The 23,846-nt window shown below is 59.1% G+C and carries 27 protein-coding genes and 1 pseudogene; 13 read left to right on the top strand and 15 right to left on the bottom strand.

Going from position 1 to position 23,846, the window contains the following annotated elements:
- Positions 1–11 precede the first annotated feature (11 nt).
- Together JNB85_RS26355 and JNB85_RS26350 are read left to right on the top strand one after the other, a co-directional pair.
- Positions 12–461, top strand: coding sequence for a DUF2231 domain-containing protein (locus JNB85_RS26355; protein ID WP_220337374.1), 450 nt, complete (start codon positions 12–14; stop codon positions 459–461).
- Positions 458–1,804 (top strand): PQQ-dependent sugar dehydrogenase, encoded by a 1,347-nt coding sequence (locus JNB85_RS26350; protein WP_220337373.1) that lies wholly within the window; start codon positions 458–460, stop codon positions 1,802–1,804. Before JNB85_RS26355 ends, JNB85_RS26350 begins: the two co-directional genes overlap by 4 nt.
- A gap of 71 nt (positions 1,805–1,875) precedes the next feature.
- Here JNB85_RS26350 and JNB85_RS26345 read toward each other — a convergent pair whose 3' ends face one another.
- Both JNB85_RS26345 and JNB85_RS26340 read right to left on the bottom strand, forming a co-directional pair.
- Complete coding sequence (locus tag JNB85_RS26345) at positions 1,876–3,537, bottom strand: alpha-amylase family protein (protein ID WP_220337372.1); 1,662 nt, start codon at positions 3,535–3,537, stop codon at positions 1,876–1,878.
- Between the two features lie 283 nt (positions 3,538–3,820).
- Positions 3,821–4,054 carry a DUF6894 family protein gene (locus JNB85_RS26340; RefSeq protein WP_220337427.1) on the bottom strand — a complete coding sequence of 78 codons (234 nt, stop codon included), beginning with the start codon at positions 4,052–4,054 and terminating at the stop codon, positions 3,821–3,823.
- 119 nt (positions 4,055–4,173) lie between these two features.
- Between JNB85_RS26340 and JNB85_RS26335 the strand changes: the two genes are divergently transcribed.
- The 3 genes from JNB85_RS26335 to JNB85_RS26325 all read left to right on the top strand — a co-directional run bounded on the left by JNB85_RS26335 (position 4,174) and on the right by JNB85_RS26325 (position 5,604).
- Positions 4,174–4,893 (top strand): Crp/Fnr family transcriptional regulator, encoded by a 720-nt coding sequence (locus tag JNB85_RS26335; protein ID WP_183831046.1) that lies wholly within the window; start codon positions 4,174–4,176, stop codon positions 4,891–4,893.
- 46 nt (positions 4,894–4,939) lie between these two features.
- Positions 4,940–5,161 (top strand): hypothetical protein, encoded by a 222-nt coding sequence (locus JNB85_RS26330; RefSeq protein ID WP_220337371.1) that lies wholly within the window; start codon positions 4,940–4,942, stop codon positions 5,159–5,161.
- A gap of 140 nt (positions 5,162–5,301) precedes the next feature.
- Positions 5,302–5,604: a hypothetical protein gene (locus tag JNB85_RS26325; protein WP_220337370.1), complete on the top strand. Its 303-nt coding sequence runs from the start codon at positions 5,302–5,304 to the stop codon at positions 5,602–5,604.
- A gap of 5 nt (positions 5,605–5,609) precedes the next feature.
- Here JNB85_RS26325 and JNB85_RS26320 read toward each other — a convergent pair whose 3' ends face one another.
- Positions 5,610–5,852 carry a DUF6074 family protein gene (locus JNB85_RS26320; protein WP_220337369.1) on the bottom strand — a complete coding sequence of 81 codons (243 nt, stop codon included), beginning with the start codon at positions 5,850–5,852 and terminating at the stop codon, positions 5,610–5,612.
- A 224-nt stretch (positions 5,853–6,076) separates the two neighbouring features.
- On the opposite strand from JNB85_RS26320, the gene JNB85_RS26315 reads away from it, so the two are divergent.
- From JNB85_RS26315 to JNB85_RS26305, 3 genes are all read left to right on the top strand, one after another.
- Entirely contained in the window at positions 6,077–6,856 is a 780-nt protein-coding gene (locus JNB85_RS26315) for a DUF1194 domain-containing protein (protein WP_220337368.1), read from the top strand.
- A gap of 683 nt (positions 6,857–7,539) precedes the next feature.
- Positions 7,540–7,686, top strand: coding sequence for a DUF1127 domain-containing protein (locus JNB85_RS26310; RefSeq protein WP_220337367.1), 147 nt, complete (start codon positions 7,540–7,542; stop codon positions 7,684–7,686).
- Positions 7,687–8,262: 576 nt separating this feature from the next.
- On the top strand, positions 8,263–9,753 hold the full coding sequence (locus JNB85_RS26305; RefSeq protein WP_220337366.1) for a glycosyltransferase family 39 protein: 1,491 nt from the start codon (positions 8,263–8,265) through the stop codon (positions 9,751–9,753).
- 35 nt (positions 9,754–9,788) lie between these two features.
- Here the strand turns inward: JNB85_RS26305 and JNB85_RS26300 are convergent, their stop codons facing one another.
- Both JNB85_RS26300 and JNB85_RS26295 read right to left on the bottom strand, forming a co-directional pair.
- Positions 9,789–10,718 (bottom strand): transglycosylase SLT domain-containing protein, encoded by a 930-nt coding sequence (locus JNB85_RS26300; RefSeq protein ID WP_220337426.1) that lies wholly within the window; start codon positions 10,716–10,718, stop codon positions 9,789–9,791.
- Between the two features lie 32 nt (positions 10,719–10,750).
- Positions 10,751–11,062, bottom strand: a complete 312-nt coding sequence (locus JNB85_RS26295; RefSeq protein ID WP_220337365.1) for a DUF982 domain-containing protein — start codon at positions 11,060–11,062, stop codon at positions 10,751–10,753.
- 303 nt (positions 11,063–11,365) lie between these two features.
- Here JNB85_RS26295 and JNB85_RS26290 point away from each other — a divergent pair, with 303 nt between their 5' ends.
- The 3 genes and pseudogenes from JNB85_RS26290 to JNB85_RS26280 form a co-directional block, all read left to right on the top strand.
- Positions 11,366–12,136 carry a siderophore-interacting protein gene (locus tag JNB85_RS26290; protein WP_220337364.1) on the top strand — a complete coding sequence of 257 codons (771 nt, stop codon included), beginning with the start codon at positions 11,366–11,368 and terminating at the stop codon, positions 12,134–12,136.
- Between the two features lie 146 nt (positions 12,137–12,282).
- Positions 12,283–12,465, top strand: a complete 183-nt coding sequence (locus JNB85_RS26285) for a hypothetical protein (RefSeq protein ID WP_220337363.1) — start codon at positions 12,283–12,285, stop codon at positions 12,463–12,465.
- Positions 12,466–12,496: 31 nt separating this feature from the next.
- Positions 12,497–12,706, top strand: a pseudogene (locus tag JNB85_RS26280) (DUF2934 domain-containing protein); the annotation flags it as partial.
- 33 nt (positions 12,707–12,739) lie between these two features.
- Here JNB85_RS26280 and JNB85_RS26275 read toward each other — a convergent pair.
- From JNB85_RS26275 to JNB85_RS26245, 7 genes are all read right to left on the bottom strand, one after another.
- Positions 12,740–13,114, bottom strand: coding sequence for a hypothetical protein (locus tag JNB85_RS26275; RefSeq protein WP_220337362.1), 375 nt, complete (start codon positions 13,112–13,114; stop codon positions 12,740–12,742).
- Positions 13,115–13,179: 65 nt separating this feature from the next.
- A complete protein-coding gene (locus JNB85_RS26270; protein ID WP_220337361.1) occupies positions 13,180–13,398 on the bottom strand; it encodes a hypothetical protein in 219 nt (72 codons plus the stop codon).
- A 169-nt stretch (positions 13,399–13,567) separates the two neighbouring features.
- A complete protein-coding gene (locus JNB85_RS26265; protein WP_220337360.1) occupies positions 13,568–15,571 on the bottom strand; it encodes an aldo/keto reductase in 2,004 nt (667 codons plus the stop codon).
- A gap of 33 nt (positions 15,572–15,604) precedes the next feature.
- A complete protein-coding gene (locus JNB85_RS26260; protein WP_220337359.1) occupies positions 15,605–16,690 on the bottom strand; it encodes an ABC transporter ATP-binding protein in 1,086 nt (361 codons plus the stop codon).
- Between the two features lie 11 nt (positions 16,691–16,701).
- On the bottom strand, positions 16,702–17,538 hold the full coding sequence (locus tag JNB85_RS26255; RefSeq protein WP_220337358.1) for a carbohydrate ABC transporter permease: 837 nt from the start codon (positions 17,536–17,538) through the stop codon (positions 16,702–16,704).
- Complete coding sequence (locus tag JNB85_RS26250; RefSeq protein WP_220337357.1) at positions 17,535–18,395, bottom strand: carbohydrate ABC transporter permease; 861 nt, start codon at positions 18,393–18,395, stop codon at positions 17,535–17,537. Before JNB85_RS26250 ends, JNB85_RS26255 begins: the two co-directional genes overlap by 4 nt.
- A gap of 80 nt (positions 18,396–18,475) precedes the next feature.
- Positions 18,476–19,750, bottom strand: coding sequence for an ABC transporter substrate-binding protein (locus JNB85_RS26245; RefSeq protein WP_220337356.1), 1,275 nt, complete (start codon positions 19,748–19,750; stop codon positions 18,476–18,478).
- An 85-nt stretch (positions 19,751–19,835) separates the two neighbouring features.
- On the opposite strand from JNB85_RS26245, the gene JNB85_RS26240 reads away from it, so the two are divergent.
- Together JNB85_RS26240 and JNB85_RS26235 are read left to right on the top strand one after the other, a co-directional pair.
- Entirely contained in the window at positions 19,836–20,744 is a 909-nt protein-coding gene (locus JNB85_RS26240) for a helix-turn-helix domain-containing protein (protein WP_220337355.1), read from the top strand.
- Between the two features lie 89 nt (positions 20,745–20,833).
- The gene (locus JNB85_RS26235) at positions 20,834–21,118 is read left to right on the top strand and encodes an acylphosphatase (protein ID WP_220337354.1); all 285 of its coding nucleotides are present in this window, start codon (positions 20,834–20,836) and stop codon (positions 21,116–21,118) included.
- 3 nt (positions 21,119–21,121) lie between these two features.
- Here JNB85_RS26235 and JNB85_RS26230 read toward each other — a convergent pair whose 3' ends face one another.
- Genes JNB85_RS26230 through JNB85_RS26220 form a run of 3 tightly spaced genes read right to left on the bottom strand, consistent with a single transcriptional unit; the run spans position 21,122 to position 23,789 of the window.
- The gene (locus JNB85_RS26230) at positions 21,122–22,102 is read right to left on the bottom strand and encodes an ABC transporter ATP-binding protein (protein WP_220337353.1); all 981 of its coding nucleotides are present in this window, start codon (positions 22,100–22,102) and stop codon (positions 21,122–21,124) included.
- Positions 22,103–22,104: 2 nt separating this feature from the next.
- Entirely contained in the window at positions 22,105–22,929 is an 825-nt protein-coding gene (locus tag JNB85_RS26225) for a carbohydrate ABC transporter permease (protein WP_220337352.1), read from the bottom strand.
- Positions 22,926–23,789 carry a carbohydrate ABC transporter permease gene (locus JNB85_RS26220; RefSeq protein WP_220337351.1) on the bottom strand — a complete coding sequence of 288 codons (864 nt, stop codon included), beginning with the start codon at positions 23,787–23,789 and terminating at the stop codon, positions 22,926–22,928. Before JNB85_RS26220 ends, JNB85_RS26225 begins: the two co-directional genes overlap by 4 nt.
- Positions 23,790–23,846: the final 57 nt, after the last annotated feature.

Below are 23,846 nucleotides of genomic sequence, written 5' to 3'. Positions count from 1 at the left end.
GGATCACGACCATGACCTACCCGATCACGCGCTCTTACGTTGCAATCGCGGCGCCACCTCTGCGCTCGATTCCGCTCCATTTTTCCGCTGCCTGCCTTACCGGCGCGCTTCTGACCGACATTGCCTATTGGCGGACAGCCGAGATGATGTGGACGAACTTTTCCGCCTGGCTTCTCACCTTTGGGTTGCTGCTCGGTGCTCTGGCGGCCATTGCCGTCCTCATCGACATCTTCAGCGGGCGGCTTCTCCTGCGGGGCGGTTTGGGCTGGCTCTACATCATAGGTAACATAGCCGCCTTTGTTGTGTCGCTCTTCAACGCCTTCATACACAGCCGCGATGCATGGGCCTCAGTCGTGCCGACAGGGCTGACCCTCTCGATCGTTGCTGCTGTGCTGATCGTGATCAATGCTTGCCTCGGCTGGGCCATTATACGCCAGCGCACAGGAGGTCTCGAAGAATGAGCCGCTCCCTTGCTTTATTCCGTTGCAATGTGTTGGCGCTGATCCTGCTCTGCGGCGGCGGCGCGCTTCTGGCTGGCTGTAGCGACAATGAGCCCGACCCGACGAGCGAAATCGGTCCCAATCCCAAGCTGCCGGAACAGGCGCAATATCTCATACCCTCGATGCACATCGCCTCGGTCATCGGATGGAAGGAGGGCGAAACGCCGAAAGTCGCCGACGGGCTGCAGATCAAGGCGCTGGCGACGGGGCTGAAACATCCGCGCTCGGTCTATGTCCTGCCAAACGGCGATGTACTGGCGGTCGAATCTATTGCGCCGCCTGCCGCGTCGATCAAGCGACCTAAGGATCTGATCATGGGCTGGATAGAATCCATGGCGACCTCGGGCGGCGGCTCCAGCACCGAGGGAAGCAACCGCATTACCCTGCTGCGCGATGCCGATGGCGATGGGGTCACCGAAGTCAAGGAGACCTTCCTCGACCATCTCAATTCGCCCTTCGGCGTGGCACTTGTCGGCAACGAACTCTATGTCGCCGATACCGATGCCATCAGGCGTTATCCCTATCAGGAGGGCGAGACGAAGATAACCGAGCCCGCCACCGTACTGACCGAACTCCCAGGCGGCCCGATTGACCATCATTGGACGAAGAGCCTCGTCGCCAGCGAAGACGGCAACAAGCTCTATGCCGGCGTCGGCTCAAACAGCAACATCACGGAAAACGGCATCGAGGCGGAAAAGAATAGGGCCGCTATCCTGGAGGTCGACCGGCAGACCGGCAGCTTCAGGATCTTTGCCGATGGGTTGCGCAATCCCAACGGCCTCAGCTGGGAGCCGCAGACCCATGCGCTGTGGACGGTCGTCAATGAACGCGACGAGCTTGGCCCCAATCTTGTTCCTGACTACATGACCTCCGTCAAGGACGGCGGATTTTATGGCTGGCCCTACAGCTATTTCGGCCAGAATGTCGATCCGCGCGTCATGCCGCAAAGGCCGGATCTCGTGGCAAAGGCGATCGTTCCCGACTACTCGCTGAGCTCGCATGTGGCGCCACTCGGCATGGCCTTCTACACCGCCGACAATCTGCCGGCGCAATATAAGGGCGGCGCGTTCGTCGGCGAACATGGAAGCTGGAACCGCCATGAATTCAATGGCTACAAGGTTGTTTTCGTCCCATTCCAGAATGGCAAGCCGAGCGGCAAACCGCAAGACATCGTCACGGGCTTTCTTCAAGGGGACGACCAGACGCATGGCAGACCGGTCGGACTGGCAGTCGACAAGGCCGGCGGCCTGCTGATCGCCGACGATGTCGGCAACACGGTCTGGCGCGTGACCGCCGCGAAGTAAGCCGCGCGTTCCCACCGTTGCTCTTGACGCCTGCCTTGCCGCGTTTAGGTGGACGATCTGCCTGCCAGCCCTCAGATCTCGGTTCGCCGCAGCAGATAATCCAATCCCCCGACCCTGAACCACCTGTAGGCATAAGGCTCCAGGAGCAGGCAATGTCTACCGCGATCGTCGGCTTCGCTGTTGTCGCCATCGGCGATGTCGATCAACAAGTGTCCTTGTTCGCCGATATCAGGATCGATTTCAACTTCCACGGGCTTCGAATGCAGATTGTGGACTATCAGCACGGCGTTGTTTCGCCAATCGTACCGGATAGCGAGCACGCCTGGATCACCGGCATCGAGGCAGGTAAAGTCGCCCCAGCCGATCTCCGGCGCCTCCTTGCGCATGCGGATCAGGCGCTCTGTCCAGTTCAGCATTGACTGTGGATCGCGCCGTTGCGCCGCAACGTTCACGTGCTGGTATCCGTAAGGGCCTTTCGCAATGACCGGCAGGACAGGTTTATCGTGTTTGGTGAAGCCCGCATTGGGCTCTCTTGACCATTGCATCGGCGTGCGGGCGCAATTGCGCTCCGGCAGCGACAAGTCATCGCCCATAGCGATCTCGTCGCCATAGCGAATAACAGGGGTTCCCGGCAGCGAAAACATCAGACTATAGGCCATGCGAATGTGCGGGGCGCTATCCTTGAGCATCGGCGCCAGCCGGCGCCGGATGCCGCGGTCGTAAAGCTGCATGGATTTGTCCGGTCCAAAGGCGGCAAACACGGCCTGGCGCTGTTTTTCGCTCAGTCGCCCAAGATCGAGCTCATCGTGGTTACGCAGAAACAGACCCCATTGCGCTGTTTGCGGCCGGGCGCGCGTCTTTTCCATGGCTTTGACGAGGGGACCGGTGTCTGTGGTTGCAAACGCATAAAAGAGCGCCTGATTGACCTGGAAATTGAACATCATCTGCATGCGGTCGCCATCTTCGCCGAAGTAATCGAGATCGGTTTCCGGCAGGACATTGGCCTCGGCCAGGATGATCGAATCGCCCTGCCGCCACTGCAGGAATTCGCGGAAGGTTCTCAGCATGTCGAATTGCTCCGCCGGCTTCTTCACATCCGCTCCCTTCTTGGCAATGATGAAGGGGACGGCGTCCATTCTGAAGCCGGAGACGCCGAGCTGGATCCAGAATCCCATGATCTTCAGGATTTCGGCCTGGACATGCGGGTTGGCGGTGTTGAGATCCGGCTGACAATCGTAGAAGCGGTGGAAGTAATAGGCCTTTGCGGCCTCGTCGTAGGTCCAGGTGGATTTCTGCACTCCCGGAAACACCATGCCTTGATCGGCATTCTCAGGCTTTTGCTCGGACCAGACGTACCAGTCGCGATAGCGAGATGCCGGATCTCGTCGCGCCTCCTGAAACCACGGATGCTGATCGGACGTGTGGTTGACCACAAGGTCGATCAATACGCGGATGCCGCGTTGCTTGGCACCGTGCGTGAATTCGACGAAGTCGCCCAGCGTGCCGTAGCGTGGATCGACATTGTAGTAGTCGGATATGTCATATCCGTCGTCTTTTCCGGGAGAGGCCTGAAAGGGCATCAGCCAGATGGCAGTAATGCCGAGGCCTGCGAGATAATCGAGCCGGCGCATGAGGCCCTGAAAATCGCCAATGCCGTCGCCATTGGCGTCCATGAAAGTTTCTACCGACAAACAATAGATGACTGCGTTCTTATACCAGAGGTCGTTGATCATCGCTTTCTCCTCGTTCGCAGGCCAAAAGGCTGTCATCGACGGATTGTTCCGGCCCCGCGGAAATGGCGCTGTCAGACGATCTTTTTGATGGAGTCGGTGGACATGCTGAGCCGGCCCGCCGGCATCTGGAAGCGGCAGCCGGTTGTGTCAAATTTAAATGCCGGCAGATGGACTGCCAGTTATGGTCCCGCCGCAGGCATGGTCTTGCATGTTATGTCGGGGGCGCGAGTTTGGCAGGTTTGATCCGTTATTTATGGGCTACACAGCCTCGCATGGTGCTAAATCAATCCAGCCATTCGTTCGAAAAAGCGAGACTCGCGACGGAAATCGGTCGCTCTTCGGACCGGACAGTCACCGAGATAATCGTCCTCTCTCCGGCCGGCAGTTCATCACGTGCGATATCGACGAGAATTCGCGCCATTTCCTTGAGCACCTCGTCTCGTGACGCAAGTTCCGTTCCCGCATCGTCCCGAATCGGGCCGTCACCGTTGTGAAGGTCAAAGAAGTATCGGGCCATCTGCTCACCCCATTGAAATGTTTCATCATGAAGTGCCGACCGGTCAAATTGTTCCATTCGCCTATTCTGTTGGGAAGTCACCGTTTTTCCACTTTCGTCCTATGCGGGGAGAGCCGTTCTTGATCGAGCCGCTCCTTCTCAATCTCGAAAGTCACGATGTGCTTTCCACAGCGGAGATCGAGCTCTTGCGCGCGATCGTCGGACGGGAAAGATCCGTGGCCGCGGGCGAAGATCTCGTATCGGAGGGAAGCAGGCCCAATCATTCGACGCTGCTGCTGGATGGATTTGCGGCCCGCTATAAGGTTCTGGAGGACGGCACTCGCCAAATCACCGCGTTGCAGGTTGCCGGTGATTTCGTCGATCTGCATGCCTTCCCACTGAAAGTGGTGGACCACGGTGTCCTAGCGATCTCCAACTGTCGCATCGCCTCCGTCGATCATCAGGAACTGAAGGCGATTACCGAAACCAATCCGCATCTGACGCGGCTGTTGTGGCTTGATACCCTGGTTGACGGTGCAGTGCACCGCGAATGGATCGTTGCCATGGGGCGGCGGTCCAAGAAAGCGCATATCGCCCATCTCATCTGTGAACTCTACGTGCGGCTTCGCACTGTGCGCCGGACGAACGGGCCGAGCTTTCAGTTGCCGCTGACGCAGAACGCCATGGCAGATGTTCTCGGTGTTTCCCTGGTTCACTTGAACAAGACGCTGCAGTCGCTCAGGAAAGAAAAGGCTTTCGCCTGGGAGGGTAGGGTTATCACCATTCTTGACTGGGACAAGCTGCAGAAGATTGCCGGCTTCGACGCGGGATATCTGTCGTTGTCGATCGAAGCGCGTTAGGAGTAACTGTGCCAGAAACCTGTCGGGTCCAACGTGGGAACGCATCATGATCAGCCGTTACATCAAGCCTCGCGACGAAGCGTTGACATCGGATGATCTCGCCGTTTGCCAGAAGGTGCTGGATGCTGTGAAGGCCGAATTCAAGTTTGCCGATGACGAGGAGGAGGTGAGCCGTTCGGCTGCGATCATCATCGAACTCTACCGCCAGGGCGTCCACGACGAAGAACAACTGAAGGTACTGGTCTTTGCCACGCGCGGCAAGATCTGAAGCAACCGTATCATCAATATGGTGCGTCGATCTGGTGTGCCATCCGCCCAAGTCCTACCTTTATCGCGCGACTGTCAGCGCAGCTGTTGCCATTGAGGGCTGTAAACGCTGCTGCCAACCTGTCCGCATCCGGAGGTCTTATGAGAAGTCTGATTCTAGCGGCCGCCCTTCTGGCCCCCACGGCTGTCTTTGCTCTCGACGCCGTGGAGGTCAATGCGCGCGACCATTCCTGCCGCGAACTCCGGCAGATTATCCAGCAGAAAAAGGCCGTCTTCGTTCGCATGGGCATCGGCGGCAGGAGCTTCCGTTACCCGCCTGCGCAATGTCGGCTCGGCGACAAATATGATGTCGCAAGGGTGCGCGCCGCCAACGGGGAGATGTGCGTGCTCGACTACGAGTGCGTTTACGACCCGCAATCCTTCTACAACCGCTTTCCCAAGTAAGTTTTCTACAACTCTGCCGCTGTGGCGTAGGCGACCTGAAGCTCCATCTGTACCGCATCCATGAACAGGGCGGCCTGCCGCGACAGTTCAGCGTCGCTGCAGCCCTGTTCTCTCAAATTGGCCGCGAACCCGGCCATTTCCGACCGCCAGAAGCGGTTGGCGGCCTCGCCGTGAAGGGTCTGAAGGGCCTCGGCGCAGCGCCTGATATCGGCTGTGCGTCGGTCGGCGGGAAACTGCAGAAGCGGCATGCTATCTCCGTCATTGTGCTGGGCGAATCGCCACGTGTACCGCAGAATGGCTATGAGTTCTTCACAAGTGGTGAACCAACCGTGGACACGGCCCCTCGCATGGTGCCCGTTCGTTCGCTGGCGACAGATCACCGAAAATTGACAGAATACATCTGGCAGCAGTCGCCGCCGTCACGCCGAGCTATGTTAGAGTTCTCCCCATGACGCAGTGATGGGAAGTGATGATGCTCACGACACTTGCGATCCTCGCGAGCCTGTCTGGCGCTGCCGCCACGATCGCGCAGTTAAGCCAAAACGAAGTCGATGTCGAGCTGGTGCTGGCCGTAGATACGTCCCGCTCGATGGATTACGAAGAAGTCCGCATCCAGCGCGAGGGCTATGTCGAGGCGTTGCGGCACAAGGAATTCCTCGACGCTGTGCAAGGAGGCCTGACCGGCAGGATTGCTGTCAGCTATTTCGAATGGGCCGGCTATGTCGTGCCTGGTTCCGTCATCGATTGGCAGGTGATCGAGACGCAAAAGGATGCGCGTGATTTCGCCGACAAACTGGAGATGCGGCCGATCGCTACCCAGCGCCGCACATCCATATCCGCAGCGATTGTTCAAGGGGCGTCAATGCTTGCCGCGAGCCCGTATAAGGGGCATCGCGAGGTGATCGACGTCTCCGGCGACGGTCCCAATAATTCCGGCGATCCGGTTACACCTGCGCGCGATGCGGCTCTGCAGGCGGGCATCGTCATCAACGGGCTGGCCATCATGCTGCGACCATCCGATGTGCCCGAAGGGCTCGACAAATATTACGGTGACTGTGTGATCGGCGGCCCCGGCTCCTTCGTTTTGCCTGTCCACAAGATCGAGGATTTTGCCGTTGCCGTTCGCAGAAAGCTGGTCTGGGAAATCAGCGGGCGCGAACTGCCGGCAGAGATCGGCAAAATTGCGATGAATCCTCCGACAACAGACTGCCTGGTTGGCGAGAAACTCTGGCAGAATTTGTTCGATCGTTGACCGCCGGCCCCAAAATTATCGAGACGCCTGCAGCTCTGCCGGCTGGTCCAGCCGTAGCAGAACCACCTCGGCGATCCACCCAAGATTTGCGGCAGGATGAGATGCTGTGGCTACCAGAGAGCGACCCGCGCACTCGCGAGAAATTGTTCGAAAGCGGAAGCGACCGCGGGGGCGACGGCCATGATCTCCTCATGGGCGGTGAAGATCAACAGCCCCAGCAGTGATATAGCTGATCCGACTTCCAGGGCAGATATCGATCTGACCTCGGGCACTGGAAGGCTTGTGGGTAGAGCGACGACGACGGTTGGCCGGACCGCATTTTGTCTGTTGTCGTTCGCGGGATGGAACAGGCGGACAGGACGAGGGTGCGCGAGACGGGATTTACTGCATATTCCAGGGTAGGCTTCGCAGACTGATTTAGACATCGAATGTACCCCTGATCGGCTTTGGAAGGATCGTAGGGATCACATGGGGCTTAAGCAGGCGTCGTTCAAACTATACTCACGGATAGGACGGTGCCTCAGAAGAGGCCATCAGTCTGCCTGGTCATGCATTTTGTGCATAGGTGAACTGTAGTCTGAACGCTACTCCTTCTGGCGCCCCCATATTATATATCTCTCATCAAAGCGAACGAAGCGCCGCTACCTGGCAGCTGTCGCTGGACCCAAGGAAAGGGGATTAAAATGAGCATTGCACGCACCTTCAACAACTGGCGCAAGTATCGTCAAACCGTTACTGAGCTTGGCCGTATGTCGAGCCGCGAGCTGAACGACCTGGGTATTGCCCGTAGCGATATCCGCGACGTCGCACGCGCCGCCGTCGGCCGCTAAGACCGGTTCTTAACGAATACCAAACGCGCTCGCCCGAGCAAGGCGGGCGCGTTTTTCGCATCATATGAGCTCTTCTTCTGGCGCATAACGCATGGCACCTTTGCAAATTTATGCCTGGAAAACTGGCACCGATCGGCCCATATTCTAATTGAACGAAGCGATGAAACTCCTCCCTCGTCGCTTTGTCTAAGACGCGGCTTAGCTCCTCCCAAGCCGGCGTCAACGTGGTGGCCTCCTCCTCGCGCCGCCACGCGTCATGAAAGGCATCTGCCGGATCTCCTCCCTCGGCAGATGCCTTATTCTTTTTAGGCGACGGCCTCGGCCTCTCCAGACTCTACCCGCCATACGGTTTCCCTCTCTTGAACCCATTTAGACTTTCATCAGGCGGAGTGGCCTGCTATTCAGGGTAGCGCTTACAGGGGGAATGCCAGGAATGCCTCGAACAGAAGTCCCAAAGTTTCGACAAGCCATTCGAGAAGCTGCGGATTATGCTGTCGTCAGATCGGTTGTCAGATCGTGAGCGTCGAAAGCATCCCTTTTCTACCGCCTGAGAAAAGCGACACGGGCCGGCGATCGATGCTGTTGCGGATCGGCAGCAGCCTTCCTGCCGCAATGTTGTTTCTGGCTGCCTATTTTATCATCCACGCACTCATTCGGATCGCGCTTCCCGACACGCTTGGTCTTGATGAATCCGAGCAGGCGTTCTTCTCGCAGTATCTCTTCTTAGGCTATGGCCCGCAGCCGCCCTTCTACAATTGGCTGCAATATGCAGTGGTCTCGGTCGCCGGCCTGTCGATATGGACGCTGGTGATCCCAAAAAACATCATTCTTTTTCTCTGCTACGTGTTCTATGGGCTCGCTGCTCGAGAGGCGTTGAAGGACAGGGCGCTTGCGGCAGTCGCGATGCTAAGCCTCATCACCCTCCCACAGGTCGGCTTTCTTGCGCAGCGCGAGCTGACCCATACCGTGGCGCTGCTCGTCGCGACGGGGCTGTTTCTCTATGGCCTGTTCAGAACGCTGCAAAAGCCGACATTCACTTCTTATCTCCTGGTCGGCGCCGCTGCCGGCATCGGGGTGATTTCCAAATATAATTTTGCCATCCTGCCTGCCGCCGCCCTGCTCGCGGTGTTGGCGGATAGGGATTGGCGTCGCCGCCTGTTCGACTGGCGCGTGCTTGCTGCAATTGCGATCGGCGTTTTGATCGTCCTGCCGCACGCGCTCTGGCTGAAGGACAATATCGACAGCGCCTCGACAGCGACCCTGCAGCGGATGACGGCAAGGCACGAAGCCTCGAGCGCCATCCTGCGTATCGGTCAGGGGCTCGTCTCCCTTGTCGTTGCCGTCATCGGCTTCTCAGCCTTGCCGGTCGTGCTGTTCGCCGCCGCCTTCCGCCGCGACCTCTTGCGCGCGCTCAGGGCGACGAGCCCGATGATCCGCCTGATCGAGCGGATGATGGCGGCAAGCCTGCTTGCCGTAGCCCTCGTCGTTGTTGGTGGTGCAAGCCATATTCACGAGCGCTGGCTTGACCCGTTTCTGCTGGTCCTGCCCATCTACATGCTGTTGAAAATGCAGGCCGCAGGCATCGACCTGTCCATCGGGATTCGTCGTTTCCTGCCTGTTGTGCCGGTGGCAATGGTCATCATCGTGACAGTCCTGACCGTCAGGATCGTCGGGGCCCAATATGTCGGCAACTATCCGATCCTGAACGCCCCCATGGCGGGTTTCGCATCAGAGCTGACGGCGAGCCGCAAACCGAACCTCGTCATCGCCTCCAACAAATACCTTGCCGGCAACTTTCGTCTGCAATTGCCAGACGTGCCGACCGTGCTTCCGGACTTCCCGGACACGGCAGCGACCGACTACGCCAATACGAAAGGCCCTGTCCTCGTCCTTTGGCGCGGCCCCAGCGATAAAGACGCGACGATGACGGCAGATTTTGCCGCGAGGCTTAAAGCCGCAGGCATCGAGGTGACGCAAGCAAATACTCTTGCAATGCCCTATCTCTTCGGACATTGGAAACACACGTTTGCCATTGGCTACGCCTGGATCGAAGGTGGGGCGAAGTAGCCCCGCCACTGTTCGCAAATTCGCCAAATCCACCTTCAGCGGTTCCGGAAGACAGTGCAGGCAACCCCTGCGGCGCGAATGGTGCTGCAGAGCTTGGCCGCTTCGGCGCGAGTCTCTCGGCCGATTCTCGCAGCATAGCGGGGGCGGTAGCCGAAATTTCCGCCCCTCTGGCGCACGATCAGGGCGCGCTCGGCGTTCAGCGGCTCAGGAAGCTTAGTAAGCGATACGGTAAAGAGCCGGTCCGCCACGGAAGGATTGTAGTGGGCGGCAAGCTGTACGCCCCATGGCGCCCAGTCGGCCGATTCGGTCAGCACCGGCTCGTTCATCTGCCGGGTCTCTGCGAGCGCTACGCATGCTTGGTGGAACGGCATACCCTCCCGCAGCTCCGGCGCAGCCGTTTCCGGAGGGCTGTCCCGCCAGGTTTCGACTGTCTGGCCGGTAATCGCGAACACATAGTCGCGGGTTTCGATCGGCAGGCGGCCGGAGGTGAGAAACCGGCTGAGGCCGGATTCCCCGGCATTATAGGCAGCGGCAGCAAGTCCTAGATTGCCGAAACGAAGCCTGAGCTCGTCGAGGTAGCCGGACGACGCCTTGAGCGCCTGGACGACGTCAAAACTGTTTTCGAGCGATCGCAACCGGGCGGTACCCGGCATGAATTGCGCAATACCCTCTGCGCCCTTCGGACTGACCACTTCCGGGCGAAACAGGCTTTCGCGCCAGATGAGGCGGGCGAAGAAGGCCGGCGGAAGGTTGTGGATCGCCGCGAAACGGTCCATGACCGCGCAGAGATCGGTATTGAAGTGATCTTTTCGAATGCAGAGCGTTTGTCCGTCACCGGCGTCACCCTGGTATAGGCAAGCCGCTCCGGAAGCGGACGGCTCGCCAGCGCTGGCCGTGGCCGCCACGATACCCCACGCTGCGCAAACCAACGCCACAGCCATCAAGCCTATGCCGCATCTCATCATCGCCAACCTTGCTGACGACATCGTCGCGGTTTTCAGGCAAGACGGCAAGCGTCCTTGTCGGTCCGTTGCTCCTGGCGATGCGCTTGCACAACCGTCAAGATGCCAATGCCAGCCTCAGCTGCAGCACGGCGAATAGCGTCCTGCAGTTCACTCACATCGATCTGCCCGGTGATCGCATCGACGCAAGCCTTGACGGCCACGACATATTCCTCGCCGTCCTCGGACGGCCAATCTGCTATCAAAACCTCAGCGGCGTCTCTCAACGTCCTAAGGACCCTGTATTTTTCCCGGCCACCCAGCATCAGCACCAGAGGGGGAAAGCGCTCGTATATGTTCCATTCCATTACACTTGGTCTCTCCAACGTATGGATATTGGTAACGTTGCAAGAACCATACCGATTGCGTGCGAAAGATAATGTACATGACAACTTCAAGGTGGCTCTGTCGGCAATGTCAAAAATGGAGAATATTATTCAAGTTTTTATTGCCTCTTATTCAGGCCTTCGCTATAGGAAACGCCATTGGCCGATGACCTTTCGGCCACGTAAGCGTTAACGTCACTCAACGCGTATGATCGAACGGCTTTGCGGCTTCGATCTGCGCGACTGTGTCCTGCGGATCGTCTCCTGAAGCCCCGGAAGGACATGATGGACAACAATCGATCCACAAATCATCAGTTTCCCGCACCCGTTATCGAGCGTGTCCGCCACGAATTGCGCCGCCGTTCGCTGACGGTCGAAAGCGTCACCGATATCACCCCCGGTATGCGGCGCATCGTGCTGACGGGAGAAGACCTCGCCGATTTCACCAGCCTTGCGCCTGACGACCACATCAAAATCATCGTGCCAGGTGTCGACGGCGCCGAGGAACGGCGGGATTACACGCCACGCCGCTACGACAATGCGGCCCGCAGCCTGACGATCGACTTCGCCCTGCATGAGGCGGGTCCCGCCACGCAATGGGCGATCGACGCCCAGCCCGGGACGTCTCTTGAGATCGGAGGCCCGCGCGGCTCGGCCGTGGTGGCCGACAGTGTGAAGAGATGGCTTCTGATCGGCGACGAGACGGCTCTGCCTGCCATTGGCCGGCGCATCGAGGAGAGCCGGGCAGATACGACCATTGTGGCAATCGCCGCAGTCGCAGGCTCGGAAGAAGAGCAATCCTTCGAAACAGCGGCAGCGCTCACAACGCGCTGGGTCTACCGTCCTCTTTTCAACGTGACGGATGCCGACCCGCTGATTGCTGCTTTGGCAGGCATCGATATCGTGCCCCAGACATTCGTCTGGATCGCAGCCGAAGCGTCGGTGGTGCGGTCCGTCCGTGCCTATCTTGTCGAAGAACGCGGCTATCCGCTGAGCTGGATCAAGGCCTCGGGCTACTGGGTCAAGGGCAAGGCTGATACGACCGAGAAGTTCTGACAGCCCGGAAAATTCCCGGCTCCGCCCTATCGCTCCTGCCGATTGGTTGGAGCGATAGGGAAAGCAGCCTGCTGCCCAGCACTCATTTGAATTCGGCGGCGGAACCTCGAACGAATGCCGGTGTTTCCTAGCAAAGGAGATGCGTCATGGGCACGAAGGATACCAACGCCAAAGCCGAACAGCGCCGTCCCAGGGATGTCGGGCCGATTGTGGAAGCGCCAGAGCGTGCGGATAAGGAGTCCATCGCTCCCGCGACGGTCCAGCCGCCGGGCGCCAGGGATGAAAGCGAGCGGCCAATCGTCGATCCGATCACCGGCGTCGCCCAATGACGAGAGGAAGCCGGCAGCTGGAGGTAAGAGAATGGCCAGAGACAAGGAAGAAGCAATTCGGCAGCGCGCCTACGAGATTTGGGAGCAGGAGGGCCGTCCGGAAGGAGCCGCACTTCGCCATTGGCTGCAGGCATCCGACGAGCTCAGCGAGGATGACGAACACGAGACGATGCAGGAGTTGATCGACGAAGACGATCGCGACGATGCGGCTCTGCTCCAAGGCGCCGGCGAGAGCGGTGATATTCACGGGCGCCGTTAGTCACGTACAGGTAGATTATTTCTCACTACGCTCCAGCAGAATCCGGGCTTCCTCGAAGCGACGCTTTCGATCGGCATCGTCTTCGCTCGGCGAGTAACAGGTATTTGACACGCAGAACCGCGTAAGCTGATGCGGCTTGCCGACCTTGTCGAACTCGCATTCGAATTCATCGGTCATCTCGCCCGGCGCAGTCCCCTGCCGCGTCGAGTAGGTCATGCGAACACCCGGTGGCTTGAGTTCCGGAAAGGATTGAACCATGCCGATCGAAAGCTGATCGCTCATGAAGAAGGCCTTGGCGACGGATTGACATGTCGCCTCCAAATCCGGGGATTGCGCGAAAGCTGCTGCCGGGAACACGATAATGCCGAATAATACTAGATGTTTACGCAAAGGCGTCGCCTCCTGATATCGTCCAGAGTGAGGTAGCGCCAATACGGCAAAAACAAGTAGGCGCCTCAGGCGGCGCCGGAAAAATCTTCTGAGAGCAGACCCAGCAATTCGGCGCGATCCTGCACGCCGAACTCGAACCAGTCGACCAGCGCTTTCGCCTTCGCCATTCCGAGGCTGCTGCTACGGCTGCAACGCGCAGCCGAGCACCATTCCTGGTGAATGCCGTCGAGAAAATTCATCGTCTCCGACGTCAGCGCTTCCTTCGGCCAAACCGTTCGCGTCATCGCGTTGCTCCCTGGTGCAGCTCCACACTAGATGACCTGTGGTTGACTGCAATGGCGAGAATGCAACACCGATGGATTAGTTGTTGCTGACGCTACAGCGTCGCACACCACAAAAGCGGCAGGCGCTCAGGCTTGCCGCTTGTCGTCATGCCGTCTTTGGAAGAGGCAATCAGCTTTCCAGCCATTTCACCTGTTCGGCCGTCAGCTTTATGTCCAGCGCCGAAAGGCTGTCTTCCAGCTCGGCGATCGTGCGCGGCCCGATCAGCGGGATGACGGGGAAGGGCTGAGCGATGACATAGGCGAGCGCGATATGGATCGGATGACGGCCAAGCTCCTTGCCAAGCGCGATCGCGCGGTCACGGCGTTCGAAATTGCGATCCGAATACCAGCAACGCACGATCTCCTCGTCGTCACGCTTGTCGCGGCCGGCCCGATCGGTGAAGAAACCGCGGCCCTGGCTCGACCAGGCGAAGTTCGGGATCTGCTTTTCGTTCAGCCACTTCTTCCACTCATCATCAGAGGCGGCGACGCAGCCGGCCCAGATCGGATCGAGCATTTCGGCGAGCGAGAAGTTGTTGGAAAGAGCGGCAGGTGCTGCCTTGCCATTCTTCCGGGCATAGGCGATCGCCTCGTCGAAACGCTCACGCGTCCAGTTCGAGCCGCCGAAGATGCCGCGGATGCGGCCGCGCTTGACCTCGGCATCCATGGCGTCGACGAATTCGCCGACCGGCACGTCGGTATTGTCGCGATGCATGAAGTAGATATCGACATAGTCGGTCTTCAGGCGATTGAGCGACTGGTCGAGTTGTCTGCCGATGACATCGGGATAGCAGAGCGGCGAGTGGGCACCCTTGCCGATCAGCACGATCTCCTCACGAGGGACCTGCCGGCTCGTATGCCAGTCGCCGAAGATGCTCTCCGTCTTGCCGCCGCCATAGACAAAGGCTGTGTCGAAGACATTGCCGCCCGCTTCATAGAAGGTGTCGAGCGTGAGTGAGGCGGCCGCGAAATTCGGGAAGAATTCGAAGCCGAGGGTGACGACCGAGGCCGGCTTGGAAATGCCAGGGATCTGGCGCTGCGGTATGGAATTGCCGCGCCGGACAACGTCGCCGACGATGTTCCGGGTGCGCCTGGCGGCTTTTTCGACGCCGTATTCGAGACCGACCGAAGCGCGCCATTGGTCGAGGACCTTGAGGTTATTGATCGAATCCGCCCAGCTCATGCCCGGCGAGCGGAATTCCTGCTCGCCGGCGCGGATCGCATCACCGGCGGCATCCGCCTCGAAGGAATAGAGCCAGCGGTCTTCCTTGATCTCGATCGTCTCCTGCTCACCGTTTTTGAAGATTTCGATCTTGCCGACGCCGCCCTTGTGGCCGGAGGCAAACCAGAAATCTTTGACCTCGATACGGCCCTGCGAGCCGATGATGCGCAAGACATTGTCCTGCTGTGCCATGATCGAGCAAGAGACTTCGGCGATGATCTCGTTCGGGAATTTCAGCACGGCCGATGCCCACTCGTCGACGCCGGACTGGCCGAGATGGGCGACACCCGAGACCTTTTCGGGATCGAGGAACGGTTTTCCGGCTGCGGCACCGGCAATCAACCGGGCCATGGAAACGGGATAGCCACCGACATCGAGAATGCCGCCGCCGGCCGTTTCATTGGCAAACAGGCGATGTTCCGGCTTGTATGTCCCCATGCTGAAGCCGAAGCTCGAGCGGATGATGCGGATTTCGCCGATCACGCCGCTCTTGACGAGTTCGACCAGCTTTTCGGTCTGCGGGTGGACACGATACATGAAAGCTTCGCCGGCAAAGACGCCGGCCTTCTTCGCCTCGTAGTAGATTGTCTCGGCGTCATAAGCCGAGAGTGCGATGGGCTTTTCGACCAGCACATGTTTGCCAGCGCGGATCGCCTTGATGGCCCATTCGGCATGGCCGGTATGGGGTGTAGCGATATAGATCGCGTCGACCTCCTTGTCCGTCAGCAGGGTTTCGTAGCCGTTGACGATACGTGCTCCCGGAAAGCCCTCGGCAAGGCCGGGCTTATCGGGATTGCGGGTGGCGATCGCCACGAGTTTGCCAGTGCGTGAATGCGCGACGCCATCGGCAAAGGTGCGGGCGATTGTGCCGGGGCCGATGATGCCCCAGCGGATCGGATTATCTGAAGTCATACTATCCTCTTTCGTCTAAGTCTTGGGATCAGGTTAGCGGAGCCGCTTGCCAGCGGTGTCGAACAGGAAGGTGCGGGCGGCGGGCAGGGAGACCGTCAGCGTCTCGGTCTTCCCAAGATTGCGGGATTCAGGCTGCTCGATGATGAGCTGCTCGCCACCGAAATTGGCGTAGATGTAACTGGTATTTCCAAGGTGCTCGGCAACATCGACGGCAACGGTCAGATCAGCCTCGCCCTGGCCCGCCTCGCCGAAATGTTCGGGCCGGATACCGAGCGTCACTTCCGCGCCTGATGTTACGGACCGGTCGGAAAGGGGCACCTCCATCCGAACCGTCTTGTCGCCTGTAAGCACGACCGTTGCCCTGCCGGCCTTCACGCCAGTCACCTCGGCTCTGAGGAAGTTCATTTTCGGCGAACCGACGAAGCCTGCTACGAACTGGTTGGCCGGGTCGTCGTAAAGATCGAGCGGCGCACCGATTTGTTCGATATTGCCGGCGCGCAGCACGACGATCTTGTCGGCCAGCGTCATCGCCTCCGTCTGATCATGGGTGACATAGATCATCGTCGTGCCGAGCTGCTTGTGCAGTCTGGAGATCTCGACGCGCATCTGTACGCGCAATTCCGCATCGAGGTTCGAGAGCGGCTCGTCGAACAGGAAGACCTGCGGTTCGCGCACGATGGCGCGGCCGATCGCCACACGCTGGCGCTGGCCGCCGGAGAGCTGCTTCGGCCGGCGCGTCATCAGTTCCGTGATCTGCAGGATCTCCGCGACATGGCGGACGCGCCGTTCGGTATCGGCCTTCGGATTGCCGTTCATGCGCAGGCCGAAGCTCAGGTTTTCCTCGACGGTCAGATGCGGATAGAGCGCATAGGACTGGAAGACCATGGCGATGCCGCGGTCGGCGGGTTCGACATCGTTGACGACGCGCCCGCTGATCTTCAGTTCGCCGCCGGTGATATCCTCGAGGCCGGCGATCATGCGCAAGAGCGTGGACTTCCCGCAACCGGAAGGGCCGACGAAGACGACGAATTCGCCGTCTTTCACGTCCAGATCGGCGCCGTGAATGATTTCGAATGAACCGTAACGTTTGACGATATTGTTGAGTGAAAGCTCTGCCATGGGCTCCCCGATTATTTGATTGCGCCGGCCGCAATGCCGGCGATGAAGTGGCGCTGTAGAGCCACGAAGACGATGAGGATCGGTGCGGTCAAAAGCACCGCACCGGCCATGATGCCGCCCCAGGAAACTTTGGTGAGGCCAATCAGAACGCCAAGCGCTACCGGAGCCGTCATCATGCCCGGCTTCGAATTGATCAGCAGCGGCCAGAGATAGTTGTTCCAGGAGGCGAGGAAGAGGATGATTGCCAGCGCCGCCATCGTGGGCCGGGCAAGCGGCAGGGCAATGCGCAGGAAGATCTGCCACTCCTTGACACCTTCAACGCGTGCCGCATCGAAGAGATCGTTCGGCATCATGGAAAAGGATTGCCGCATGAACAACACACCGAGCGAATTGAAGAGCGGCGGCACGATGAGGGCAATCCAGGTATTGGCGAGCTTGAACTCGCGCGCCACCATGATGAATTGCGGAATGACCACGACGAAATAGGGAAGCGTGATCGTGCCGAGGATGATGGCGATGACCAGCGAGCGGCCGACGAAGCGGTAGCGGGCGAGCGCCCATCCGGCCATGGAGGTCAGGAGCACGGACAAAACGGTATAGACGGTGGCGACGACGATGGAGATCACCATCGCGCCGACGAAGTTCGTGTCCGCCTGCAGGTTCTGGAAGTTTGCGACGAAGTTGGTCGATGGCCAGAGCACGATTTGCGGGCTGAAGATGCCGTAATCGGGCATGGTCGAGAAGACGAACATCATCCAGAGCGGAAAGAGCCAGATGATTGCGAGCGGCAGCAGCAAGGCGTGCAGGGCGATCTGGCGGACGAGAAGGGATTGCGACTTGGATCTCATTTCGCCTCCCTCCCGACCCAGAGATTGAGAAGCGAGATCGCGACTGCGAGCGCTGCCATCGTATAGGCGATCGCCGAGGCATAACCGAAGTTCAGCGAGGTAAAGCCTTGGCGATAGAGAAGCAGGCCGAGCGTCTCCGTGCCGCCGCCCGGCCCACCGCGGTTGGTGATTAGGAAGGGCTCGGCGAAGAGCTGCATCGTGCCGATGACGGACAGAACCACGCAGAAGAGGATAATCGGCTTCAGGAGCGGCAAAGTGATATGGAAGAACTGCTGCAGCTTACTGACGCGGTCGAGTGTCGCCGCCTCATAGACATCTTCCGGGATCGATTGCAGGCCGGCCAGGATTATAATGGCATTGTAACCCGCCCAGCGCCAAGTCACGGCGATGACGATGACGACCATGGCGGCATTGGCATTGTCGAACCAGGAAACAGGGGCAAGGCCGGCTACGCCGATCAGCTTGTTGATGATTCCGAAATCGAGGTTGAACATCAGCCGGAAAACGGCTGCATAGGCGACTTCGCCGACCACGACCGGCGCGAAGAAGGCGAAGCGAAACAGGGCGCGCGCTTTCAGAAGCGGTGAATTGAGCAGCACCGCCATGATGGTCGCAAGGGCGATCATGACTGGCACCTGGATGACCAGGATGACGAGCGTATTATAGACGGCATTGTAGAAGGCCGGGTCGGCAAAGAGGCGCCCCCAATTGGCCTGAAAGCTGAATTTCCATGGATTGATGCGCGTGTTCTGGAACGAGATCAGAAACGAGTTGATGATCGGCCAGACCCAGAAGGCGGCAAAGACCAGAAGATAGGGCGCAAGGAACGCGTAGGCGCTCCGGTTTCTGACCGGCATGGTACCTCCTTACCGAAACGAATGTGCCTGCCGCCTCCCGCGGCAAGCGAGGCCGGGCGCTGAAACGCCCGGCTGGCCATTCATTGTGCGATCGAAAGACCCGTCGCCGAAGCGATCTGCTTGGCGGCATCGTCGAGGGCCGCCTTCGCATCGGGATAGCCGCCGGCGAAATACTTCGTCTGCGTCGTCTTGTAGATGGCATCTGCATCCGTCTGGAAGGCCGTGCCGCGGCTCGGCACGATCTTCGGGAGGGTAGCGAGAATGTCGGCCCAGATCTTCTGCCCGCCCCAATAGGGCTGCGGCTCGTTGACGAAGGGATCCTGAACGGCCGACAGGAGCGATGGCACGAGGCCGAACGACTTCAGCATCGTGACCTGGCCCTCATTGGTCGTGAGCGCATAGGTCAGATATTTGAAGGCTGCTTCCTTGTTCTGCGAATTGGCGTTGATGGCAAGCGACGAGCCGCCGAGGTTGGCAGCGTGCGGGCTATCTGCGGTCATGCCGGGCATGGCATAGACGCCCCACTTGCCTGAGAGATCGGGAGAGCCCGAACGGATCGTGCCTTCATACCATCCGCCGAACAGCTGGCTTGCCACTTTGCCGGCGGTGTTGGAGGAGATCTTCTCATCCCAGTTTGCCGCCGTCAGCGTGCCGGCATCCTTCATCGCCTTGACTTTTTCCAGCGTCTGGACGCAGGCCGGCTGATTGATGGTGATCGACTGGCCATCGGTCGAGAAATAGCCGCAGCCCTGTTCATTGGCGAGCATGCGGAACCATTCGCTGTCGCCGTTGAAATCGGCCTGGCCCATCACGACACCGGGATTGGCGGCAGAGATCTTCTTGCCGGCAGCAATGAAGTCGTCCCAAGTGGCGATCGATTTAGGATCGACGCCAGCCTTTTCATAGTAATCACGACGATAGAAGACGGCGACCGGGCCGGAATCCCAAGGCATGGCATAGGCGACATCGCCGACCTCGAGTTCGGTGCGCTTGAACTCGGGGAATTTCGCCTGCATGTCGGCGTTGTAGCCGAGGTCTTTCAAATTGGCGAAGCAATCCGGAAAGCGGCTCCAAAAGATCTCGGCCTCGAAATTCTCGACCGTCACGATATCGGGAAGCCCGTCGCCACCGGCGGCGCAGGCAGCGAGCGTCTTGTCGAAGACCTGCTGATTACCAAGATCCTGAACATCGACCTTGATGTCGGGAAACTGCTTGTTGAAGCCTTCGACCGTGGATTTGAGAGCCGAAGCTGCGACATTCCAGCTCCAGATAGTAAGCGTCGCGGATTGTGCGTAAGCAGATCCGGACGCATGCAGCACAAGCGCTGTCGTTGCAGTGATGAGTTTAGAGCGCATGAAAATCCTCCCTTTTCAATTGCCGTCGCTGAGCGAACGTGGCTAATCTAGCGCCGCGGGAACGGCTGTCTCATAAAAAGGGAATATGGAATTGGCGGAAAGTAAGGTCGTCGGCAAACCTGTTTATCAGCCCGGTGCGAGCACCATTGAAGGCATGCCGATGGCGCTTCAGATGTTTTATGCCCATCCGCCGGTCATGGCGATGCCGCACTGGCATGCGCAGGTTGAGGTCAATTACATCATGCGCGGCAATGTTCACTACCGCATGAACGGCCATGAAGTCAGCCTCAGGGCTGGCCAGATGTGTCTGTTCTGGGGCGGGCAGCCGCATCAGATGGACGAATCCTCCGATGATTCTCTCTATGCCGGCGCGCATCTGCCGCTCGTTTATTTCTTCAAGATGCGCCTGCCTCCGACAATAGGTACGCGCCTGATGAAAGGAGAGATGCTGCTGACGTCTTCGACCGACGCGGCGGATGAAGCGAATTTCCCGCGTTGGTATGATTATGCCAGGTCCGGCGACCCGCGGAAGACGCAGCATGCCGTGGATGAACTGCTTCTGCGCATCGAGCGGATTGCGCTCGATTCCTACTCGATGATACCTGGAAATATCGCCGACGAACTTGAACAACCCAACGCGCAATTGTCCCGCAGCGTTGCTCGCATGTGCGACTTCATTGCGAGCAATTTCTTGCAGGATATCGATACCGTCGAGATTGCCCGCGCGGTCGATCTCCATCCGAAATATGCGATGAACCTGTTCAAGAAGACGACCGGCATGACGATCAGCAAATATCTCAATCTGCTGCGTCTTTCGCATGCCCAGGCACAGTTGATGGGCGAGGGCTCGAATGTGCTCCAGATCGCGATGGACAGCGGTTTTGGATCGATCAGTGCCTTCAACAAGTCGTTCCGGAATATTGCCGGCATGTCCCCGTCCGACTTCCGCCGGGATATACGCTCAGTGATAGGGAATATCTCCGTCGCCGGTTGAGATGCCGTGAACATGGCTCTCAGAACAGGTCGCGCTTGGAACGAGCGACAGCCGCGCATCATTGTCCTGATGTCAGGGAGGACTTCAAAATGACGATCAGTCAGGATGCCTTTCGTGTGTGCATCACCGGTGGCGTGCAAGGCGTCGGCTATCGCGCCTGGACCCGCGGCCAAGCCTTGCAGCTCGGCTTAACAGGCTGGGTGCGCAATGAGGCCGACGGCTCCGTCAGCGCTTTGATTGTCGGCTCTCAGGACGCTACCGGTGCCATGCTGGAGCGTTTCTGGAGCGGTCCCTCCGGCTCCTCCGTATCCGACGTGAAGGCGGAGGAAGCAACGCTTGATGAGGTGCCGAATGACTTTCGTATCGTCCGATAACGATCAGGAAAACCTATGTTCCTTGCCGATGAGCGGTGAGGCGAATTGCGTTTCGCCTGTTGTCACCGGCCGATCGCCGTCCGTGCGTACGACAAGCGTCTGCAGTTCCGGAACGTCGAGATAGACCACAGTGTCGGCGCCGAGCCGCTCGATATGGCGCACCTTGCCCTGCCACTTTCCTTCGGTGGATGAAAGCGCGATATGCTCGGGCCGGATACCGTAGATCCGGCAGCCTTCCCGCGCGGCAATTGCTCCCTCGAAAAGATTCATCTTCGGTGAGCCGATGAAGCCTGCAACGAAGGGGCTGGCCGGATTGTTGTAGAGCGTCATCGGCGTGCCGACCTGTTCAATCTGTCCGCCGTTCAGGACGACGATCTTGTCGGCCATGGTCATCGCCTCGACCTGATCATGGGTGACATAGATCATGGTCGCACCGAGCTTGGCATGAAGCTCGGTCAACTCGATGCGCATCTGCGAGCGCAGTGATGCATCGAGGTTCGATAGCGGTTCGTCGAACAGAAAGACTTTCGGATTGCGGATGATTGCCCGTCCGATCGCGACACGCTGACGCTGGCCGCCGGAAAGCGCCTTCGGTTTCCGATCGAGCAGATGCGCGAGCTGCAGAACGTCGGCGGTCTGCTTCACCCTTTCGGCAATTTCTGCCTTGGGGCGCTTTGCAAGCGACAGGCCGAAGCCGATGTTCTCCGCAACGGTCAGATGCGGATAGAGCGCATAGGACTGGAAAACCATGGCGATGCCACGCTCGGAAGGCTCGGCATGGGTCACGTCTTTGCCGTCGATGAACACTTGCCCCGATGTCGTCGTCTCCAATCCAGAGATGATGCGCAGAAGGGTCGATTTTCCGCAGCCGGACGGGCCGACAAAGACGCAGAACTCACCCGGCTCGACGGTGAGATCAACGCCCTTCATGACCTCCAGGCTGCCGAAATTCTTGCGGACACTTTCGAGAACGACTGATGTCATGGCTATCCCTTGACTGCACCGGCGGTCATGCCTGCTACGATCTGACGGTTGAAGAAGATGAAGACGATCAGGGGCGGAATGGTCACCAGCAGAATGTTCATGAACAGCAGATTGAACTGGGTCTGGAACTGTCCCTGGAAATTATAGAGCGTCAGCTGCACGGTGACGTTCTCGCGGCCGGGCAGATAGTAGAGCGGGTTGGTGAAATCGTTGAAGATCGCGATCGATTGAACGACGATAACAGTTACGGTAACCGGTTTCAGAAGCGGCAGGATGACGCGAAAGAAGATCTGAAACGGCCTTGCCCCGTCTATGATGGCGGCCTCGTCGAGATCCCGCGGGATTGTTGCAATGAAGCTGCGAAACAGGAGAACCGTGAAGCCGAGGCCATAGGCGACCTGGATCAGCACCATCCCCGACAGTGTCTTGAAGAGACCAAGCAGCTGCAGCACCCAGATGGTCGGAACAATGGCCGGCGGGATCATCAGACCGGCGAGCACGCAGCCGTAGATGACTGTGTTCCAGCGTGAGTGGCGGCGCTGCAGCACATAGCCGACCATGGCGCCGAACAGCACCAGCAGGGTGACGGCGGCCACCGTGATGACGGTGGAGTTGAAATAGGCAAGCAGCAGCATGTAGTTGCGGGTCTGCAGGACCTCCATGAAATTCTGCCAGAGCTGCCACTCGACCGGCCAGCTGAATTTCAGCGCAGCCGCGTCCTGTTTCGTCTTGGCGGCCGTGATGAAGATGAAGAGGAAAGGCAGCACGAAGCTGACGCCACAGGCGGCTAATGCCGCAATCCCGGTGTAGAGCTGGCGGCGGCTCATAGGTCCACCTCCTTGCGGTTGAACCAGGCCGTCAGCGGCAGGACGATGAGGCCGATGAGCAGGAAGAGGATCACGTTACCGGCGGTCGACAGGCCGTAGAAACCTGCCTGGTACTGCTTGTAGATGACGCTTGCGAGCACATCCGACGAAAAGCCGGGACCGCCGCGGGTCATCGCCCAGATCAGGTCGAAGCTTCTGAGCCCGCCGATCAGCGAGAGTGTCACAACCGTCACCGTTGCGGGCCTGACCAGCGGAACGGTCACGCGAAAGAACATCTGGGTGCGGGTCGCGCCATCGATACGGGCGGCCTCATAATAGTCGGGGCTGATCGAAGCGAGCCCCGCGATATAGATCACGGTGGCAAGTCCGATACCCTTCCAGAGGTCGACGAAGACGATGGAATAAAGCGCGAGAGCCGGATCGGTCAGCCAGCCGGGGCCGTGGACGCCGACGGCGGCGAGCGCCACGTTGATCAGCCCGCGGGTCGGATGCATGAGCACGGAGAAGGTGATGCCGACCCCGATCGTCGAGACGAGGACCGGAAAGAAGATCACGGTGCGCAGCAGGCCTTGCCCCCAGAGGCCGGAGGTCAGCAACACGGCGAGCAGCAGACCGAGGACGGTCTTAGTGCCGGAGGTCAGGACGGCATAGATGATCGTGTTCGTCAGGCCCTGGATCAGAAAGGGTTCGCGGAAGAACTGCCGGTAGTTTTCCAGGCCTATGAACAGCGTGGTAAATAGATCCCAGCGCGTGAGGCTGAACCAGAAGGAAGCGATCGTCGGCACCAGGAAGAGGACGGTGAATATCACCGCTGCCGGCAGAACGAACCAGTAAGGATAAGGCGACTTGCGTGTTCTCATACGGACACCGTGAGGCGTCCCCACCCCGGCTCTAGGAGAGGAGTGGGGGATCGGCTG

This window comes from Rhizobium mesosinicum (genome assembly GCF_019511345.1).
GTDB classification, from domain to species: domain Bacteria; phylum Pseudomonadota; class Alphaproteobacteria; order Rhizobiales; family Rhizobiaceae; genus Rhizobium; species Rhizobium mesosinicum.
Note: the sequence above shows the minus strand (reverse complement) of the source record. Positions and strands in the feature narration are given on the sequence as shown.